This is a genomic window from Aliiroseovarius sp. PTFE2010 (assembly GCF_049943335.1).
Classification (GTDB): Bacteria; Pseudomonadota; Alphaproteobacteria; order Rhodobacterales; family Rhodobacteraceae; genus JBNFVY01.
The window spans coordinates 715,788-733,047 of sequence record NZ_JBNFVY010000001.1 but is presented as its reverse complement, the minus strand read 5'-3'; the positions used below and the strand labels follow the sequence as shown (position 1 = coordinate 733,047).

The window sequence follows — 17,260 nt, the reverse complement described above, 5'->3', positions numbered from 1 at the left end:
ATTCGGGTCTTGCAGAGTGCGCGGCCACGGCGTAAATACCCGCCCACCGTTGGGGTGTAGCCAAGTGGTAAGGCAGCTGTTTTTGGTACAGTGTACCGTAGGTTCGAATCCTACCACCCCAGCCAAATCCTGTTTGTGATGTACGGTCGAAATTGGAACCTAACCGGTCCAACTTGGAACCGTGATCTGGCAAGACTAGGATCTGAGGCCAAAAAACCTGTTTCACTCTTTGGCTTCAGAGCTTCTGCCGCGCTGGCGTAAAATTCGAAAAATTGCACGTTCCGAACCCGCGCGCCACGCGATCAGCGTAAATTAAGCAGCATGATGAACATCGCCCATCTCAATCGCCCTGAGCCTGTCAGGTAACCGATTGCTCCTAGCGAAAAGCGGCCGGCCTACATGACTGAGGATGGTGTACTATTGCGGCGCATCATTTCGGCCGAGGCAGATGTTCCTTTTTCGGAGAGCCATTCAGAAGCCCTAAGAAGCCTGAATGAGGCGAGAGAGCGCCCTTCGTAATACTCATGCTCTGCATCGCCGCAGGGATCGGTCTTGCCCTTTCCTTCTCATCGCAAAACCCAGCCATCATCGGCCTTTTTGCCATTCTGTTTGTCGCGGCCTACGTGATAGAAAACAAAGAGACTTCCGTCTCCTATGCTTTGCCAAAAGGCATCGCCTCGAATATCACCCCGCCCACAATCACCATTGACGGAAAGAACTGTTACTTCTTCCCCGACTGCATCCTGATGGAAGAGAATAAACGATTTGGCGCGATGCGTTATGAGACCGTCCGCATTGCGGTTCGAGATCAGCGCATGATCATGGACACTGCCCCATCAGACGCAACGATCGTAGGCCAGACGTGGAATTACGTGAACAAAAACGGCGGTCCGGATCGCCGTTTCAAGGACAATAGGCAATTGCCGATCTGTCTGTTCGAAGAGATCGGCATAGTCAGTGAGGGCGGTTTCAAGGGCCTATTACAGCTCTCGAAACACGGGATTGGCGGGGCTTTTAGTAGCTCAGTCAGCGAGTTGGGAAAGGTCACGAAGGAATTGAACGACGCCGAACCTCTTCTCATCAATAACAAAACATGAAGAGACCCCGGTCGCGATGGCCGTGACGAGAACTCGGCTTATGCGGTGAGCCAGCTTTCCAGTTTCGCCGCGTCCGGCAGCCCGCCGGCATGGACAAGCTTGCCGTCAATCGCGATGCCCGGCGTGGACATGACGCCTGCCATGGCGATGGACTTCGCGTCGGCAACTTTTTCGATGTCGACCGCGACGCCGAGTTTGGCGGCTGCCTGCCTGACCATGGTTTCGCTCGCCTCGCAGCGTTTGCAACCGGGGCCATAAATCTTGACGGTTTTCATTTGCACGTCCTTTCAGAGAAAGAAGTTGAACAGAAAGCCGGTGGCAAGGATGCCCGCCGCCACCACGGCCAGAAAAATCGCGATCAGGCGAAGGGTCAGCACCTGTTTGAGGATGATCGTCTCGGGCAGGCTAAGCGCAATGACACTCATCATAAAGGCGAGTGTGGTCCCCAGCGCCGCCCCCTTGCCCAGCAGCGCTTCGACAATGGGAATGACACCTGCCGCATTGGTATACATTGGCACGCCCACGATCACGGCTGCCGGCACGGACCACCACGCCTCGCCGCCCATGATCCGCAGCATCATCGCTTCGGGGACGTAGCCGTGAATGGCGGCGCCAATGCCGATGCCAACCAGCACCCAGATCCAGACCTTGCCGACGATTTCGCGCACCTGTTCCACGCCGATCTTCAGCCGATCAACCATAGTCAGCTGCTCATCGGGCAGATCGCTCCCCGGGCCGCCGGTGTTGAGCTCGCGCACCCAATCCTGCAGATAGCGCTCCAGCTTCATCCGGCCGAGGATGAAGCCGGCAACCGTGGCGATCGTAAAGCCGAAAACCAGGTAGATCGTGGCGACCTGCCAGCCAACAAGACCGTAGAGTAGCCCGAGCCCGACCGGACCCACCATCGGTCCTGCGATCAGGAAAGAGAAAGTCACGCCGAGCGGAATGCCCGCCGAAACGAACCCGATGAAAAGCGGGACCGACGAGCAGGAACAAAACGGCGTCAGCACCCCTAGCAGCGCTGCCAGAGGGTATCCCCAGATCTCGCGCTTGCCTGCCAGGATCGCACGCGTTTTCTCCGGGCTGAACCAACTGCGCAGCACGCCCGTCACGAAGACGATCGCGGTGAGCAACAGCAACACCTTCGGTACATCGTATATGAAGAATGCGATCGCCTCGCCGGTATGGCTGTCGCGCGCCACCGGGAAGAGTGCAGTCGCCCATTCCGAAAATGGAATCAGATGCGTGTACAGGGCGTACCAAATCGCGCCCGCGACGAGCACCCCGCCATACCATAGCCAGTCTGGGGCCTGACGTGGGGTCGTGTCATGTGTCTCGGCCGTCATGCGACCCTCTTTTCAGTTTCAGTATCTGCAGTCATAACGGCCTCAAGCACGGCCGAAATCGCGGGCGTCAGCTGTGGGTCCAGCTGGTAACGCACCCATTGCGCATCGCGCCGACCGCGGATGAGCCCGGCTTGCGCCAGAACCTTCATGTGCCGCGACATTCGGCTTTGCGTGACGTCAAGCCTCGCCATCAACTCGCAGACACAGTGTTCCTGCCCATCGGACAGGATCCGCATCGCAGCCAACCGTGTCGGTTCAGCCAGCGCCGTCAAAACGGTAAGAACCATCGGATCACCCTTGCTTGTGCGCATACACGCATATCCGAATGGAACTGGCGGCTACATGACCTGGATCAATTCCCAGCCCGATTTGAGGGAAAGTCCGCGTTTTAGCGCTAACCGGTTCAGCATTTTATGCATAGGGATCGGTTTTAAATGGCGCGCAGTTTGCAAAAGAAACCACTGCTGGAACGTCAGACAGCCTGGTGAAAGGTGCACGGTCACGTCGAAGGCGGCGATAGACCAAGTCGCGCCGCTTCGTCAGTAGGTGAAAGCGTCGCTACAACTGGTGCTTGTTGCGCACCACGGTTCCTATTGTCTACCGCAGTGAACGCCCACGACGCGCCGACCTCAACGGGTTTTGCGATACTCATCGTCTGTATCGGGTTCATTCTTGGCTCTCGCCTTGCGCAGGTTGATCGGCGCGAACCCCCCCAGGATTCAAGTTGGCATTTCGGTCCGCCGCGCAACCGTTACCGCTATCCTAAACGCTGGAACGTATGGATCTGCCCTTGAGCGTTGACCGGTTTGGAGCCTCGCCCTTCTGATATTTGACATATCAATTTATATGTTTTAATAGGCTCTTATCACATTTGGAATATGCATTATGATCACTGGCCCTCAGATGCGCGCGGCGCGCGCCCTTCTTGGCATCGACCAAAAGGTTCTGGCCGAACTGGCTGGGCTTTCCGTGCCGACGATCCAGCGCATGGAAGCCAGTAGCGGCAATGTCCGCGGCGTCGTGGACAGCCTGACCAAGGTGGTCGAGGCGCTTGAACTTGCCGGCATCGAACTCATCGCTGAAGGCACCGCCAGCACCGCACTTGGACGCGGTGTGCGATTAAAGGTGCCGCTACCAAAACACTGATCCCTCAACCGCGACGGAAACCGCCGACACCAAGCCGACAATCCCGCCGCCACCTGAATAGTGCGGTTAAAAATGAAAGATCAGACCACAAGAAAGAGTGACGCACCGAGCTTTGCTGAACTCTTCACACCGAAACTTGTCACTGTCCTGCGCGAGGGCTACGGCCTGCCGCAGTTGCGTGTTGACGCGATCGCCGGGCTAACCGTCGCGATCGTCGCGCTGCCGCTTTCGATGGCCATTGCGATTGCCTCGGGCGCGACGCCGGCGCAAGGGCTCTATACTGCCATCATTGGCGGCTTCCTCGTGTCCCTACTCGGCGGATCGCGCTTTCAGATCGGTGGCCCGGCGGGGGCCTTCATCGTGCTGGTCGCAGCCACCGTGGCCCAACATGGAATGGACGGCCTGATCCTTGCGACGTTTCTGTCGGGCCTGATGATGGCCGCAGTCGGTTTTCTTCGGTTGGGGTCCTTCATCAAGTTCATTCCATTCCCGGTCACGGTCGGGTTCACCGCCGGAATCGCCGTCATCATCTTTGCCAGCCAAGTTAAGGAACTGTTCGGCCTGACGCTGGTGAACGAACCCGGCGCGTTGTTGGAAAAGATCCCCGCCCTGTGGGAGGCACGGTCGAGCTTGTCACCTTCCGCGCTTGGAGTTTCCATAGCGACCGTGGCCGTGATCTTGTGCGCACGCCGCTGGCGCCCCAACTGGCCCGGGATGTTGATCGCAGTTGGCGTGGCTTCCGCTGCCACAGCGATTATTGCGCTTCCGGTCCAGACCATCGGCACGAAGTTCGGCGGCATTCCGTCGTCACTTCCCGCGCCGAGCCTGCCGTCACTTTCGATGGACGCCATTCTCGCGGTCTTTCCGGCCGCTATTTCATTCACGCTGCTGGGTGCCATCGAGTCGCTTTTATCGGCCGTCGTCGCCGATGGCATGACCGGACGCCGCCACCGCTCAAACTGCGAACTTGTGGCACAGGGCGCGGCTAACATTGGATCTTCTCTCTTTGGCGGCTTCTGCGTCACCGGCACCATCGCGCGCACGGCGACCAACGTGCGCGCCGGGGCGCATGGCCCGATTGCGGGGATGCTACATGCCGCATTCTTGCTCGTGTTCATGCTGGTTGCTGCGCCGCTCGCCTCTTACATCCCACTGGCCGCACTTGCTGGTGTTCTGGCGGTTGTGGCTTGGGACATGATCGAAAAGCCAGCCATCGCCATCCTCGTGCGATCAGGCTGGGGCGAAGCAACAGTGCTGGGCGCCACCTTTTTCCTGACCATCTTCCGCGATTTGACAGAGGCCATCGTGGTTGGCTTTGCGCTCGGCGCGGTCCTGTTCATTCATCGCATGAGCCAGATAACAGGTGTTGCGACAGACGGGGCCTTCGTCGCCCGCGACGAGGCCGACACCGCCCACCCGCGCGGCGAATACCATGAAGAGCAGGCCGCGAACCCCGACGTGGTCATCTATCGGATAACCGGTGCGCTGTTCTTCGGCGCGGCCGCGTCCATCGGCTCTGTGCTCGACCGCATTCAGGACACGCACAAGGCGCTGATCGTCGACTTTTCATCCGTGCCCTTCCTCGATTCGACTGGTGCCAACATGATCGAAGGCCTTGCACACAAGGCGCAGAAGGAAGGTGTCATGCTCTGGCTGACAGGTGCGACCCGTAACATCCAGCGTATTTTCGTGACCCACGACCTGAAGCGCCCACTGGTCCATTACGCGGCCACGGTCAATGAAGCCTTAGAGCTGCTGCGCGAGCCCGCCACCACTGATCAGGAGGCAGCCTAATGCCCTGTCCAGGCAACAAAACTCGTCATCCGGCGCGCCGCCGGAACAGCAGGGCGGAAGCGCGGCGACGCTATGTTCTTGATGCCCTCGATCGTCCGCGGACGCAGGCGGAACTACGCGATGCCCTCGGAATGAGCAACAGCGGGATCTTGCAACTTTTGCGGCGGATGGAACGCGACGGGCTGGTGCGGCCCGCCGAGCGTGTTTGCGGCACCCGGATCTGGGAGCGCACGCGCGCACCGGCGACAAAGCAGGGATGATGACGGACGAAAGGCAGAACTGCTGCGCCTGAGGGCATCGGGTGGCGCTGCAGCATCCGCACTCTGCGCGCGGTCGCCAAATCACGTCGTGACAGGACGCGGGTGGCGATGTCTTCGTATGTCAGCCAAGGTACCCCAAGCGGCCACCCTGTTTGCACTGAATTGCAACCAATCGATTGCGGCTGGAAGCTTCATTTGCTCCACGAATGAACGTGCACATCACGCCCGGAATGACCTTCCATTATCTTGACGGCCATTTCTTCGCGTTCCTTGTCACGCAAGCGAACCCAGAGGAGGATGCCGCCGTGCTCAATCTGGTTTGTGTAATAGTCCTTGTGGTGCTTGCCCACGCGGCGCGCCAGCAAAATCCCGATCACCGCTGACGGGCTGCCGCCGATCGCAATGGCGGCGATAGATGCCGCGAGTGTGCTTGCGGGCGTAAGCATCGCCGCCATCGCAATGTAAGATCCGACGAAGAAAAAGCCACCAGCTATGGCGCCCTCCAACTCGCCGGTTGCTTCTTCGGACACGAAGTGCGCGCGTGGCGCGCGCGGGTCGTCTTCCAGGTCGCTCGCACGCCAATACGCCTTTCCGAGTTTTTCTTTCAGTACTTTTTCATTTGCCAAAAGGCTGATATCGGAATGGTGAATCCCGATCATCCGTAGATCGTAGAACGCTTGTTGCAAATCCTCGAACGTGTCGAAGACGCCCACAGCCTCGGGTATGTCGATTACCGGGGTCTTTCCTTCACCGCTTTCCAAGTCCGCCATGGATGGCTCCTGTTTCTGGTTGGGTCAGTACGCCGGCACTGAAACACATTCACAATTCTAAATGCTTTGATGCGGATCAAAGACCTAGAGCGACCAGGGTCTACCAATCTCAGTCGGGTGCAGTTCGATTCGCGCCACTTTGGAAAACGCCACCAGGAGATCGCCGAGATGAAGGGTTTTGCAGACGACATCGAGAAACTGACCGAAGAAAACGACAACTTCCGCCAGGTTCTTTACACTGGCAAGAATATTCAACTGGTTCTCATGTCACTCAAACCGGGCGAAGAGATCGGCGAAGAGGTTCACGAAGATCGCGATCAGTTCTTTCGGTTCGAAACGGGTAGCGGCGAGGTCTGGATCGACGATGTCGCCGATCAAGTGAAAGCCGATGACGGTGTCATCGTTCCTGCAGGGGCCAAACACAATGTCATCAATACAGGGTCGGAACCGTTGCGCCTTTATACGATCTACGGGCCACCCGAACACATCGACGGCACTATTCACAAGACAAAGGCCGAAGCCGACGCATCCCACGAACATTTTGATGGGCAAACCACAGAATAGCGCCACTTGGGCGTTGGAAGCCTTGGCAATCTACAGCGCCGGCAACGCAATGTAACCGGTCGATTCTGCTTTGCAGGCAATAAGGGCTCGCCCCCGCGCCAGACATCTTGCGGCAAGTTCACCACCCTGCCCTAGAGCCAGTGCGACGTCGCCACCTTAAGCGCGCGAGAAACGCCGAACCCTCTGAAGTGCGCTACGGCCAAGACGATGCCATTCAAAAAAAAAGCGAACGGATCGAACGAAAGACACTCGAAACCCGGCGCTTGCGTATCCGCCAGCGCGCCGCATTTTCGCTGGTCAAATTCTCAGGCTTCTTTCCTTGGGTTGATCATCGGGGAAAAGTTGCCAGTGCCCCTCTGGCGTGACCCAAGTGGGTTGAGCGATTTCCACGCCGGCCGATTGTAGCACCCGCGATCGGATTTCCGGCAGGATGCGCGTTTGCCGCTAGATTACGGCGCATTCAAAGGCGAGAAAACGGCCGTCTTGATTGGCTGACACTGGCCCTAGGGGCCGCGGCGCGAAACGCATGAATTTGGCCATACGCATGAATGCCGGGGGGCCGAGAAACAGGCATTTCTTCGCATTTTGACTGCGCAAGAAATCATTCGCCTGCATTAAAATCCCGCGGCTGCACGCGGCGCCGGTTGTCGCAATAAAGCGGGTCAACTCCCACGTGTCGCGATCAAAGGGTGGTTCTTCTTCGCACAACTCGCGCGGCAGACCCTCCAGTCGCCCCAGGTAGGCGTCGCGGATCATATATCCATAGATACCGCTCTTGTTGTCGGTCCGGAGCAACCGCGCCCCGCCGACAACTTTGCCGTGCTGGTGGGCGATGACATAGACCGCCGCCAGCGTGTCGTATTGCTCGAATTCCAAACCATCGTGGACATGCAGGTTCCAACTCATCTGATCGACGAACACATTTGTCCGAAGTCGCAGAAAAGCCTTCACCAAGTTCCACTTATCCATATTTCCCGGATATCTGACGATCTCGATCTGACAATCTTCGAGCGCCGATCCATCTTTCATACAACCCACCTACGTTTTACTTCCGGCAACCTCGCCAGACCCAGAAACGCGCGGCGTTTCGACGAAACGAACCAGAGCCCGATCTCGTTCTTTTCGACCCGCAGGACCCCGTCTTCGGCAAATTCGTCAAAATAGACGAAGAGCGATTGGACCATATCTTCGGTCAGTTCAAATTCTTGAATATCGTCAGAGCGTTTCATTCAAGAAACATGCCGCACCACAACTTAGGCGTGAAGAAAAACTGGCACTCCCTACCGAAAAGAACTATCTAAAAGTATAGAGCCATGGCGAACCAGATTTACAAAGAACTGCCGCATCGGTTCGACAAGCAACTCGGCTTGCTCGAATATCTCTCGGCGTCCGGCTATATGCTGGGCCTTAACGTGACCGTGCGCGGCCCCGAGTACTTTCATTCGACCTACCCGCCATCATGGCAGAACGAATACGAAGCACGCAATTATATGTTCATTGATCCGATGCTGTACTGGAGCATGAGCAAGACCGGCACTTGCCGCTGGAGCGAGGTGCCCCTGAACCGGGCCAGTCCGATCTTCAAGCGGGCCGCGGCGCATGGTTTGAATTACGGCGCGACCATTTCGGCCAAGGGGAACGGTCGACGTTCGCTTTTGTCGATCGCACGGACGGACCGTGAATTTGCAGACGACGAGTTGAACACCTGCCTGAACACGCTTCAGAAGCTTTCCGACAGCACATTTGAAAACACCCTGTCAGTCGAAGAAATAGCCACCTTGAGTCTGGCAGCTGACGGCTTGTCGCAAAAGAAAATGGCTGCCAAACTGGGTGTAGCCGAACCGACGGTGAAACTCCGCCTCTCGCGCGTAAAGGAAAAGCTGAACGCCCGTAACACCACCCATGCCGTCAGTATCGCATTAGCCGAAAAACTGATCTGAATAGCACATCAGGCACGACAAGGACCTCAATGACAATTTGGAAGAAACCGTTCACCGTGGACGAAATCAACACGGAAAGCACAGGTTTGGCACAAGACGTGCTGGGCATCCGGGTAACCGATTTCGGCGACGATTACATTGCCGCAACGATGCCCGTAGAAAAGCGCACCCATCAGCCCATGGGGCTGCTGCACGGTGGCGCCTCGGCCCTACTGGCTGAAACCGTGGGATCGGTTGCCGCCAACCTGGCAGCGCCCCCGGGTCATATCTGCGTTGGGCAGGAAATCAATGCAAACCACTTGCGTGGTGTATCCAAGGGCACGGTGACGGGCACCGCGCGCCCTTTGCACATCGGGCGCCGCTCGCAGGTATGGAACATTGATATCACCGACGATTCTGGACGTTTGATTTGCGTTTCGCGCCTGACCATGGCCGTGCTGGATCGTTCGTCTTAGAACGTCGCGATGGCGTGACGGACAAATCCACCATACCGGACATACCGGACGGGCGGCGCGGCCAAAAGACACCGCGAATACCGAAGCTTGCGTAGCGATTTGGCAGGCGGCGTCAGGTGCAGCGAATGACATTCGTTTTTGCACTGTCACGACCATGCCCCATGGACGGCAAAGTTGTTCGACCGGGCCAAAAGCGCACCGGTTTGACCCGTGCGCCATTTGTTGCGCTGCAAAGCCGATGCCCCCCGAAATGGCGCAAAAAACCAAGCGTCCTGCAGGGCGTTGAGCGCAGGAAAACGAAAGGGCCGTTCGCGGATCAGACGGATTCGCGAATGGCCTTCATATTCGCGCCGTAGACGTCCGGCGCGTCAACCGAGCCGCCTTTGAAGACAGCCGATCCGGCGACAAGCACGTCAGCACCGGCGGCCACCACGAGCGGTGCTGTGGTCGGGTCGACGCCACCGTCGATTTCGATATGGACCGGGCGATCACCAATCATGGCGCGCAGGTCCCGCACCTTTTCCACGCAACTATGGATGAATTTTTGTCCGCCAAATCCGGGGTTTACCGTCATCACGCAGACCAAGTCGACCATATCCAGCAACGGCGCAGCCGCGTGCGCAGGCGTGCCGGGATTCAGCGCCAACCCAGCCTTCATTCCGGCCCCACGGATCGCCTGCAGCGTGCGATGAATATGCGGGCCGGCTTCGACATGCGCTGTCAGGATATCGGCCCCGGCGGCGGCGTAGGCGTCGATATAAGGATCGACCGGCGCGATCATCAGATGCACGTCCATCACTGTTTTTACATGCGGACGGAACGCTTTGACGGCGGGGGGGCCAAAGGTCAGATTTGGGACAAAGTGACCGTCCATCACATCGACGTGGACCCAGTCGGCCCCCTGATCCTCGATCGCGCGAATTTCGGCGCCAAAGTTGGCAAAATCAGCGGACAGGATCGAAGGAGCGATTTTCAGCGAGCGGTCGAAGGTCATGCGATTCCCTTTTCTTTGTCCCATGGATGCCCCCTTTTTTGGCAAATGTCACGTCGGGGCGGGGTAACTGGCGTGAAGGCTTAGAAATGTGCAGTATTTGCCATTTTGTCACAATATCGGATAGCAATATGTGCTATTGTGATGACATGAAATATGTCGAAATCAATAGCGACGCGATTGTCGGTCCGGATGCCGCATTTCATTTCACCCGCGCGGTCTTGGATACGGCGCGTCCCAAGGCCCTGCATCATCATACCCTGTACGAAGTGTTTTGGCTGCACAACGGCCGGGCCAGGCATTATTACGCCGACACGCGCGAGATGCTGCAGGAAGGCGACCTTGTGTTTGTCCCGCCAGGCGTGGCCCATGCTGTCCAGGGCGTCGGGGAAGAGCCGCATCTGGTGAATATCGTCGTGAGCGCCGGTGTTGTTGACCGTATTGCGGCACACGGGTTTCAGAAACGCTTTTTCTGGGGACAAGCCCCGCACCGTGTACACCGTGACATCCGGCGCCTGTCCGACTTGTCGCACAGGGCCGTCGCGCTGGAACGGGCACCTCGCACTGCTTTACATATAGAGGCCTTCTTGTTGGCGCTGCTCGCCGAACTGGATGTTGAAGACCCGCAGCTGCCGCAAGATGCTCCTGACTGGTTGGTCCGCGCCTGCGTAGCAGCCCGCGACCCAGACGTTTTCCGCGATGGATCGGCCGGTCTGGCGCGCGCGAGTGGCAAGGCCCATGCTCACGTAAGCCGCACGATGCAGAAATACCTTGGGCAAACCCCGTCGGACTATGTCAACCGCATCCGGATGGACCACGCGGCACGGCAGTTGGCCGGAACCGGCGACACGCTGGCCGAGATCGCGGCAGAATGCGGCATCACCAACATGAGCCATTTCCACCGTCTGTTTCGCGCGCAGTTCAACGTCACCCCCCGTCAGTTCCGGATGTCGCATCAAAAAGGAATCGTGCAACCCATTTGACCATTCGGTAAAACCTTGCCAGGCAGCGCATTCGGTGCAACCCTGCGCACTGCAATCCGAGGGAGAGCGCCCGTGAGCACCAAGCTAGCGACCAATTCGACAACCACTGCCGGTCTGCCCCAAGTGCATGCGCCGCGCAACGAAACGATTCCGCTGGATATGGCGTGGGTGCGGCGCGCGCAGGCCAACAAATCCGCCATTGAACGTCGCGCAGCCACCATCGGCGCCCGGCGCTCGGTCAAGAAGGATTATCAGGCCGCTTGGCTCTTGAAGGCCATCACCATGATCGACCTGACCACCCTGTCGGGCGATGATACGCCAGGCCGGGTACGGCGCCTTTGCGCGAAGGCCGCCCATCCCGTCCGCACCGATTTGCTGGACGCGCTTGGGATGCCCGGCATCACCACCGGCGCCGTGTGCGTTTATCACGATATGGCCAAAACGGCGGTGGACGCGCTGCGCGGTACGGGCATTCCCGTCGCCGCCGTCAGCACCGGGTTTCCCGCCGGTCTGTCCCCGTTCCATTTGCGCGTCGCCGAGATCGGTGAAAGCGTGATGGCCGGCGCGCAGGAAATCGACATCGTGATTTCCCGGCGGCATGTGTTGACCGGCAACTGGCAGGCGCTCTACGACGAAATGTGCGAATTTCGCGCCGCCTGCGGCGAAGCACACGTGAAGGCGATTTTGGCCACGGGCGAGCTTGGAACCCTGCGCAATGTCGCCCGGGCCTCGCTTGTGTGTATGATGGCCGGGGCAGACTTCATCAAGACTTCGACCGGGAAGGAACCCGTCAATGCCACCCTGCCCGTCAGCCTGGTGATGATGCGCGCAATCCGTGAATATCATGCCCGCACCGGCATCCGCGTGGGCTACAAGCCGGCAGGGGGCATTTCAAAGGCCAAGGACGCGCTGACCTACCTTGCGTTGGTCAAGGAAGAGCTGGGGGACCCATGGCTGGACCCGCATCTGTTCCGGTTCGGGGCGTCGTCGTTGCTGGGCGATATCGAACGGCAGTTGGAACACCATATCACCGGCGCCTATTCCGCCGCTTACCGCCACCCCATGGGCTGAGGTTTCCGAGGTCAAAATGAACGTAAAAGAGATATTCGAAACGATGGACTACGGCACCGCCCCCGAAAATGCGTCCGAGGCACTGGCTTGGATCGCGGCGAAGGGCGGCAAGTTCGGCCATTTTGTTGACGGGACCATGACCAAGCCAGCCGACGGCTTTGAAAGCCGCAACCCGGCGACCGGCGACGCCTTGGCGCGCATCTCGCAAGGAACGGCGCAAGACGTCGACGCAGCCGTCAAGGCGGCGCGAACCGCCCAGCCGAAATGGGCCAAACAGCCTGGCCACACCCGCGCGCGCTATCTCTATGCCATTGCCCGGCTGGTGCAAAAACACGCGCGCCTTCTGGCTGTGGTGGAAACGCTGGACAACGGCAAACCCATCCGCGAGAGCCGCGATGTGGATATCCCGCTGGTCGCGCGTCATTTCTATTACCACGCGGGCATCGCCCAACTGATCGAAGAGCAACTGCCCGGGCGCGACCCCCTGGGGGTCTGCGGGCAAATCATTCCGTGGAATTTTCCGCTTCTGATGCTGGCGTGGAAGGTTGCGCCGGCCATCGCGGCGGGCAACACGGTCGTGCTGAAACCGGCGGAATACACATCGCTTTCGGCGCTGCTCTTTGCGCAGATCTGCGTCGAGGCAGGCCTGCCCAAGGGCGTCGTGAACATCGTCACCGGCGACGGGGAGACGGGCGCGGCGCTGGTAAACGCGGACGTCGACAAGATCGCTTTCACCGGCTCAACCGAAGTCGGTCGCCGCATCCGCGAAGCCACTGCAGGAAGCGGCAAGTCCCTGACGCTCGAACTGGGCGGCAAAAGCCCGTACATCGTTTTCGATGACGCCGACATAGACAGCGCCATCGAAGGGCTGGTCGATGCGATCTGGTTCAATCAAGGCCAGGTTTGCTGCGCCGGCTCGCGCCTGTTGGTACAGGAAAGCATCGCGGATGATTTCTATGCACGGCTTAAAACGCGCATGACAAAGCTGCGCATTGGCGACCCGCTGGACAAGTCCATCGATGTGGGTGCTGTGGTCGATCCGGTGCAGTTGCAGACCATCACCGACATGGTCAGCGCAAACGATCAGGGCGAGGTGTTCCAACCCGTCCCTGCGCCCCCGGGCTGTTATTATCCCCCCACGCTGATTACCGGGACAGAGCCGTCGGCCCGTCTGATGCAAGAGGAAATCTTCGGCCCGGTGCTGGTGTCCACCACTTTCCGCACACCTGCCGAAGCGGTCGAGATCGCCAACAACACCCGATACGGTTTGGCCGCGACGGTATGGAGCGAAAACCTGAACGTCGCGCTGGATATCGCGCCAAAACTGGCGGCCGGGGTCGTCTGGATCAACGGCACCAACATGTTCGACGCCGCAGCCGGATTCGGCGGTGTACGTGAGAGTGGGTTTGGACGCGAAGGCGGATGGGAAGGCATTCAAGCCTATACCAAGGCGACCGGAAAGCCGAAACCGATCAAGTCCATAGCCGCTATCCCCCAACCGGATGGTGTTGAAGTGGGCCCGCTGGACCGCACTGCGAAACTCTATGTCGGGGGCAAACAAGCGCGGCCTGATGGCGGCTATTCGCGCCCCGTCTGGTCGGCCAAGGGCAAGCTTCTGGGCCATACGGCATTGGCCAATCGCAAAGATGTGCGCAATGCCGTCGAGGCCGCCCACGCAGCCAAGGGCTGGGCCGCGGCGACGGCCCATCTGCGCGCCCAGGTGATTTATTACATCGGCGAGAACCTTTCGGCGCGGGCCGACGAATTTGCATCCCGCATCCGCGATCTTACAGGCGCCAACGCCGCTAGGGCGAAAAAAGAAGTACAGGATGCGATCGAAACCCTGTTCACCTATGCCGCATGGGCCGACAAGTATGACCACGCCGCCAAGCCCGTGCCAATGCGGGGGCTGGCGTTGGCCATCAACGAACCCGTAGGCGTCATTGGCGCGCTGTGCGACGATGCGCGTCCCTTGGGCGGATTGGTCGATGTCATGGCCCCGGCCATTGCCATGGGCAACACCTGCGTGCTGGTTGCGTCAAACCCATTTCCGCTGGCGGCGACGGATTTTTATCAGGTGCTGGATACCTCAGACCTGCCCGGCGGCGTGGTCAATATCCTGACTGGCGATCACGCAGAGCTGGCGCCCACCATGGCCAGCCACCTGAACGTGGATGCGGTTTGGAGTTTTTCGTCCAGCGACGTGTCGGCCGAGATCGAACGTCTGTCGGCAGGCAACCTGAAACGGACATGGGTGAACAACGGCCAAGAGCGCCGGATTGGCGCGCGCGAATGGCTGGCGCAAGCAACCGAGATCAAGACAGTCTGGGTGCCCTACGGCGAATAACCGGCGCGCCCTTGGGCGCCGGGCCATTTCGAGCCGGGCCATTTAGAATTTCATGGCGTCCGCATGACGCGACAGTCATGTCCCGCGTCAATTTCGCGGCTTGCCACGCCATGTCCCCAGCCAAGCGCGAAATCCCTTGGACCTTTTGCGCGCACCTTCCGAGACGTTGTCCCAGCCCTCGTCAACGTCCTCCAGCAATGGGTCAATGGTGCGTTCGCGGAACTGCCGCCACATCCGCACAATCAGGATTGCGATCAGCAGCAACATGGTCAGAATGATGATGTTCACCCAAGGAATAATCGTCACATCCGGCCCGTCGACCCGCTTTAATCCAACAGCATTGGGAAAGATCGAAAGCCATTCGTTTCGCCAACCGTAATGCGTGATCGAATACCATTCGGGTTCGGCCTTGTTGGATATTGCGTCATTCGCTTCGGTATAAAGGTTGGCGGTGTCAAACTTGAAATAGGGGGGCCATCCCCACCCGGTATCTTCATTGCGATACACCATGGTCTTGCCGTTCGCCTTGACCGTCTGGATGAACTGAACATCCCGATTGGCCAGGCTGGTGGATTGTGTATCAGGCACCGACCAGAAAATCCGCGTCCAGTCACCCAGATCCTGACGTTCTTCATAGGTGTTCACAATGCGAACGATGTCGTGTTGCGGCAGTGTATAGTGCAGAAAGCCGCCGACCAGCAGGATCAGAAGCGTCAAAAACACCCATTTCACATAGCGCATCGCTTACCTCATATTCGTCAAAATGGTGATCCCCGCGATCAACACGATGGGGATCAGAAACACCAGCGCAATCGCCTTGCGCCGGAAAGATTGGTCATAGGCTTCAAGCCCTCGCTGGACATGATCGTCACGCGTGCCAATTTGCCCGCCTTCGTCCCACGCGTCTTCCAGCTTTTCCTTGCGTACCGAGCGCGAATAGACCGAAATCAGCAGGTAAGCCACCGCCATCACAAGGTAGGCCCAGAACAGCATCCACAACGCACCCATCACTTCCGCCCCTTCAGTACTGATCCCCACGGGCCAACCAGATCGACCAGATCGCGCTTGCGCTTGGTGCTGCGCGTCCAAGGCCCCTGGTCGTGGCGCACCTCAACCATGCTGGCCCCGCCGAACAGCGCATCGCGCATGCCTTCCTTGTCAATCATATAGTCACGTTCAAGGAAATCCGCCACATAGGCGCGCTTGGCATCGCTAAACCCGGCATAGCGTTTATAGAACGCTTGCTTGTGACAGATGAACAATTGACGGAAATCCAACGGGGTCAATTCCGCGAGAAGCTGGTTTACCAGATCCATGTCCGGGCCGCGCCGGGCGCGCAGGGTGTAGAAATATGCCGGATGGTCCGAGCTGATGCGCGGCCATGGCCCCCCTGCCTCGGCCCAACGTTTCAGCGCCGCCAGCCCGTGGAATTCAGCGGGCAGGCGCGCACCGATCTGCCGTGCCATGGCGCGCAATTCCCGGCTGCTGCCGCCGCCCAGATCAATCCCCATACTGGCGGCCGCATCGATCAGAACAAAGTCCATCTTCTGCCCGATGATCTCGGCGCCCGGCCCGCCCTTCTTGCGCACAATCGGTTCCACCAACTGGTTCAGTTCGAAAAAATGGGCAATGGAATTGCGGTCGTCCAGCGTGAAGGTATGAGCGATCGGCAGATCTTCCGACATGCGCTGCACCGTGATCGCCGCCGGGTGTTCAGCATCGCGGAACGCGTAAATGCCCCCGAAATGGGCCGTCCAGAAGTTCTTTTGGTCGTAGCTGATCGGCGTCAGCGCAATCGGGTTGCGCGTCACGTCGCCGGTCTGGCGGGCCAGTGCGATCATTTCGCCAATCAGCGCATCGTCAAACCATGCGTCATCGTGCGACTTGAACTGATCGATCTTGTCCGTCAGTGCGCGAGCATCGGCGATATGGTTGCCAGTGGTGTCTGCTTCGACCGTGATGCGGCGAATGTCAAATAGCCGCGCGGGGGTTGATGCTTCGAAAACCGAGTTGGCCAGCTCGCCGGCGACCGCATCCTTGGCTGTCAACGCGAACAGGTCGCTTTCATTGGCCTCGATGAACTGAATCAGAATCTCGCGGCTGCTCGAGAACTCGGCGTCCAAAAGGGGCGCGTGTTTCTGCGCCGTGGTCAGCAGGATGAACTGCCGGTTCACGCCGTTCGGATTGAGATAGAGCGGATCGCCCAGTTCATCGGCCACCTCGGGGGAAAATCCGGCGATATCGATATAAAAATCCGTCAGTCCGGTGGTCCGACCGCTCAGGTGCTTGAGCGCCCGGTTGTACCTTTCGGCCAGAGCAGGGCTGTCGACGTGGACAAGATTGGCGAACATCAGCCCTTTGGCGATCAGGCGGTGCATCGCTTGCCTCCCGCATCCGAGCCTAGCAAAGAACAATGCGCCCGGCCACAAGGCCCCTTTGCCAAGAACGTGACACCCGGCCGCCCAAGCCCGGACAGAAAGGAAAGCATGCATTCTT

The 17,260-nt window shown here is 58.9% G+C and carries 20 protein-coding genes and 1 tRNA gene; 11 read left to right on the top strand and 10 right to left on the bottom strand.

The features are described from left to right. The first annotated feature begins 50 nt into the window (after positions 1-50). Positions 51-125, top strand: a tRNA-Gln gene (locus ACP2AV_RS03565). Positions 126-524: 399 nt separating this feature from the next. Next, positions 525-1,097: a hypothetical protein gene (locus tag ACP2AV_RS03560; RefSeq protein WP_426371274.1), complete on the top strand. Its 573-nt coding sequence runs from the start codon at positions 525-527 to the stop codon at positions 1,095-1,097. Positions 1,098-1,135: 38 nt separating this feature from the next. Here the strand turns inward: ACP2AV_RS03560 and ACP2AV_RS03555 are convergent, their stop codons facing one another. From ACP2AV_RS03555 to ACP2AV_RS03545, 3 genes are read right to left on the bottom strand one after another with little or no spacing between them, the layout of a single operon-like run. Then, positions 1,136-1,372, bottom strand: a complete 237-nt coding sequence (locus ACP2AV_RS03555; RefSeq protein ID WP_426371273.1) for a thioredoxin family protein — start codon at positions 1,370-1,372, stop codon at positions 1,136-1,138. Between the two features lie 12 nt (positions 1,373-1,384). After that, positions 1,385-2,443, bottom strand: coding sequence for a permease (locus ACP2AV_RS03550; RefSeq protein WP_426371272.1), 1,059 nt, complete (start codon positions 2,441-2,443; stop codon positions 1,385-1,387). Next, positions 2,440-2,730, bottom strand: coding sequence for an ArsR/SmtB family transcription factor (locus ACP2AV_RS03545; RefSeq protein ID WP_426371271.1), 291 nt, complete (start codon positions 2,728-2,730; stop codon positions 2,440-2,442). Before ACP2AV_RS03545 ends, ACP2AV_RS03550 begins: the two co-directional genes overlap by 4 nt. Before the next feature lie 598 nt (positions 2,731-3,328). Between ACP2AV_RS03545 and ACP2AV_RS03540 the strand changes: the two genes are divergently transcribed. The 3 genes from ACP2AV_RS03540 to ACP2AV_RS03530 all read left to right on the top strand — a co-directional run bounded on the left by ACP2AV_RS03540 (position 3,329) and on the right by ACP2AV_RS03530 (position 5,643). Continuing rightward, positions 3,329-3,589, top strand: coding sequence for a helix-turn-helix domain-containing protein (locus tag ACP2AV_RS03540; protein ID WP_426371270.1), 261 nt, complete (start codon positions 3,329-3,331; stop codon positions 3,587-3,589). A gap of 72 nt (positions 3,590-3,661) precedes the next feature. After that, complete coding sequence (locus ACP2AV_RS03535) at positions 3,662-5,383, top strand: SulP family inorganic anion transporter (RefSeq protein ID WP_426371269.1); 1,722 nt, start codon at positions 3,662-3,664, stop codon at positions 5,381-5,383. Next, positions 5,383-5,643, top strand: a complete 261-nt coding sequence (locus ACP2AV_RS03530; protein WP_426371268.1) for a winged helix-turn-helix transcriptional regulator — start codon at positions 5,383-5,385, stop codon at positions 5,641-5,643. Before ACP2AV_RS03535 ends, ACP2AV_RS03530 begins: the two co-directional genes overlap by 1 nt. A 191-nt stretch (positions 5,644-5,834) precedes the next feature. Here the strand turns inward: ACP2AV_RS03530 and ACP2AV_RS03525 are convergent, their stop codons facing one another. Beyond that, entirely contained in the window at positions 5,835-6,413 is a 579-nt protein-coding gene (locus tag ACP2AV_RS03525; RefSeq protein WP_426371267.1) for a hypothetical protein, read from the bottom strand. A 168-nt stretch (positions 6,414-6,581) separates the two neighbouring features. On the opposite strand from ACP2AV_RS03525, the gene ACP2AV_RS03520 reads away from it, so the two are divergent. Then, positions 6,582-6,977 (top strand): cupin domain-containing protein, encoded by a 396-nt coding sequence (locus ACP2AV_RS03520; protein ID WP_426371266.1) that lies wholly within the window; start codon positions 6,582-6,584, stop codon positions 6,975-6,977. 444 nt (positions 6,978-7,421) lie between these two features. Here ACP2AV_RS03520 and ACP2AV_RS03515 read toward each other — a convergent pair whose 3' ends face one another. Continuing rightward, complete coding sequence (locus ACP2AV_RS03515; protein WP_426371265.1) at positions 7,422-8,006, bottom strand: acyl-homoserine-lactone synthase; 585 nt, start codon at positions 8,004-8,006, stop codon at positions 7,422-7,424. Further along, positions 8,003-8,206, bottom strand: a complete 204-nt coding sequence (locus ACP2AV_RS03510) for a hypothetical protein (RefSeq protein ID WP_426371264.1) — start codon at positions 8,204-8,206, stop codon at positions 8,003-8,005. The genes ACP2AV_RS03515 and ACP2AV_RS03510 overlap by 4 nt, the downstream gene beginning before the upstream one ends. An 84-nt stretch (positions 8,207-8,290) precedes the next feature. Here ACP2AV_RS03510 and ACP2AV_RS03505 point away from each other — a divergent pair, with 84 nt between their 5' ends. Next, positions 8,291-8,917, top strand: a complete 627-nt coding sequence (locus ACP2AV_RS03505) for a helix-turn-helix transcriptional regulator (RefSeq protein WP_426371263.1) — start codon at positions 8,291-8,293, stop codon at positions 8,915-8,917. 29 nt (positions 8,918-8,946) lie between these two features. After that, the gene (locus tag ACP2AV_RS03500; protein WP_426371262.1) at positions 8,947-9,372 is read left to right on the top strand and encodes a hotdog fold thioesterase; all 426 of its coding nucleotides are present in this window, start codon (positions 8,947-8,949) and stop codon (positions 9,370-9,372) included. A gap of 316 nt (positions 9,373-9,688) precedes the next feature. Here the strand turns inward: ACP2AV_RS03500 and rpe are convergent, their stop codons facing one another. Continuing rightward, entirely contained in the window at positions 9,689-10,366 is a 678-nt protein-coding gene (rpe, locus tag ACP2AV_RS03495; protein ID WP_426371261.1) for a ribulose-phosphate 3-epimerase, read from the bottom strand. Between the two features lie 146 nt (positions 10,367-10,512). Here rpe and ACP2AV_RS03490 point away from each other — a divergent pair, with 146 nt between their 5' ends. The 3 genes from ACP2AV_RS03490 to ACP2AV_RS03480 all read left to right on the top strand — a co-directional run bounded on the left by ACP2AV_RS03490 (position 10,513) and on the right by ACP2AV_RS03480 (position 14,764). Continuing rightward, complete coding sequence (locus ACP2AV_RS03490) at positions 10,513-11,346, top strand: AraC family transcriptional regulator (protein WP_426371260.1); 834 nt, start codon at positions 10,513-10,515, stop codon at positions 11,344-11,346. A 72-nt stretch (positions 11,347-11,418) separates the two neighbouring features. Then, a complete protein-coding gene (gene deoC, locus ACP2AV_RS03485) occupies positions 11,419-12,417 on the top strand; it encodes a deoxyribose-phosphate aldolase (protein WP_426371259.1) in 999 nt (332 codons plus the stop codon). A 16-nt stretch (positions 12,418-12,433) separates the two neighbouring features. Then, on the top strand, positions 12,434-14,764 hold the full coding sequence (locus ACP2AV_RS03480) for an aldehyde dehydrogenase family protein (RefSeq protein WP_426371258.1): 2,331 nt from the start codon (positions 12,434-12,436) through the stop codon (positions 14,762-14,764). An 87-nt stretch (positions 14,765-14,851) separates the two neighbouring features. Here ACP2AV_RS03480 and ACP2AV_RS03475 read toward each other — a convergent pair whose 3' ends face one another. Genes ACP2AV_RS03475 through ACP2AV_RS03465 form a run of 3 tightly spaced genes read right to left on the bottom strand, consistent with a single transcriptional unit; the run spans position 14,852 to position 17,142 of the window. After that, the gene (locus tag ACP2AV_RS03475) at positions 14,852-15,505 is read right to left on the bottom strand and encodes a DUF1523 family protein (RefSeq protein ID WP_426371257.1); all 654 of its coding nucleotides are present in this window, start codon (positions 15,503-15,505) and stop codon (positions 14,852-14,854) included. Between the two features lie 3 nt (positions 15,506-15,508). Beyond that, entirely contained in the window at positions 15,509-15,772 is a 264-nt protein-coding gene (locus tag ACP2AV_RS03470; RefSeq protein WP_426371256.1) for a hypothetical protein, read from the bottom strand. Further along, the gene (locus ACP2AV_RS03465) at positions 15,772-17,142 is read right to left on the bottom strand and encodes a DUF6638 family protein (RefSeq protein ID WP_426371255.1); all 1,371 of its coding nucleotides are present in this window, start codon (positions 17,140-17,142) and stop codon (positions 15,772-15,774) included. Before ACP2AV_RS03465 ends, ACP2AV_RS03470 begins: the two co-directional genes overlap by 1 nt. Positions 17,143-17,260: the final 118 nt, after the last annotated feature.

Coding starts and splice junctions, on each gene's coding strand:
- ACP2AV_RS03475 (WP_426371257.1), bottom strand. CDS start 15,505: ATGCGCTATGTGAAATGGGTGTTTTTGACGCTTCTGATCCTGCTGGTC.
- rpe (WP_426371261.1), bottom strand. CDS start 10,366: ATGACCTTCGACCGCTCGCTGAAAATCGCTCCTTCGATCCTGTCCGCT.
- ACP2AV_RS03500 (WP_426371262.1), top strand. CDS start 8,947: ATGACAATTTGGAAGAAACCGTTCACCGTGGACGAAATCAACACGGAA.
- ACP2AV_RS03540 (WP_426371270.1), top strand. CDS start 3,329: ATGATCACTGGCCCTCAGATGCGCGCGGCGCGCGCCCTTCTTGGCATC.
- ACP2AV_RS03505 (WP_426371263.1), top strand. CDS start 8,291: ATGGCGAACCAGATTTACAAAGAACTGCCGCATCGGTTCGACAAGCAA.
- ACP2AV_RS03535 (WP_426371269.1), top strand. CDS start 3,662: ATGAAAGATCAGACCACAAGAAAGAGTGACGCACCGAGCTTTGCTGAA.
- ACP2AV_RS03515 (WP_426371265.1), bottom strand. CDS start 8,006: ATGAAAGATGGATCGGCGCTCGAAGATTGTCAGATCGAGATCGTCAGA.
- ACP2AV_RS03465 (WP_426371255.1), bottom strand. CDS start 17,142: ATGCACCGCCTGATCGCCAAAGGGCTGATGTTCGCCAATCTTGTCCAC.
- ACP2AV_RS03490 (WP_426371260.1), top strand. CDS start 10,513: ATGAAATATGTCGAAATCAATAGCGACGCGATTGTCGGTCCGGATGCC.
- ACP2AV_RS03530 (WP_426371268.1), top strand. CDS start 5,383: ATGCCCTGTCCAGGCAACAAAACTCGTCATCCGGCGCGCCGCCGGAAC.
- ACP2AV_RS03480 (WP_426371258.1), top strand. CDS start 12,434: ATGAACGTAAAAGAGATATTCGAAACGATGGACTACGGCACCGCCCCC.
- ACP2AV_RS03560 (WP_426371274.1), top strand. CDS start 525: ATGCTCTGCATCGCCGCAGGGATCGGTCTTGCCCTTTCCTTCTCATCG.
- ACP2AV_RS03550 (WP_426371272.1), bottom strand. CDS start 2,443: ATGACGGCCGAGACACATGACACGACCCCACGTCAGGCCCCAGACTGG.
- ACP2AV_RS03555 (WP_426371273.1), bottom strand. CDS start 1,372: ATGAAAACCGTCAAGATTTATGGCCCCGGTTGCAAACGCTGCGAGGCG.
- ACP2AV_RS03470 (WP_426371256.1), bottom strand. CDS start 15,772: ATGGGTGCGTTGTGGATGCTGTTCTGGGCCTACCTTGTGATGGCGGTG.
- ACP2AV_RS03525 (WP_426371267.1), bottom strand. CDS start 6,413: ATGGCGGACTTGGAAAGCGGTGAAGGAAAGACCCCGGTAATCGACATA.
- ACP2AV_RS03520 (WP_426371266.1), top strand. CDS start 6,582: ATGAAGGGTTTTGCAGACGACATCGAGAAACTGACCGAAGAAAACGAC.
- ACP2AV_RS03510 (WP_426371264.1), bottom strand. CDS start 8,206: ATGAAACGCTCTGACGATATTCAAGAATTTGAACTGACCGAAGATATG.
- ACP2AV_RS03545 (WP_426371271.1), bottom strand. CDS start 2,730: ATGGTTCTTACCGTTTTGACGGCGCTGGCTGAACCGACACGGTTGGCT.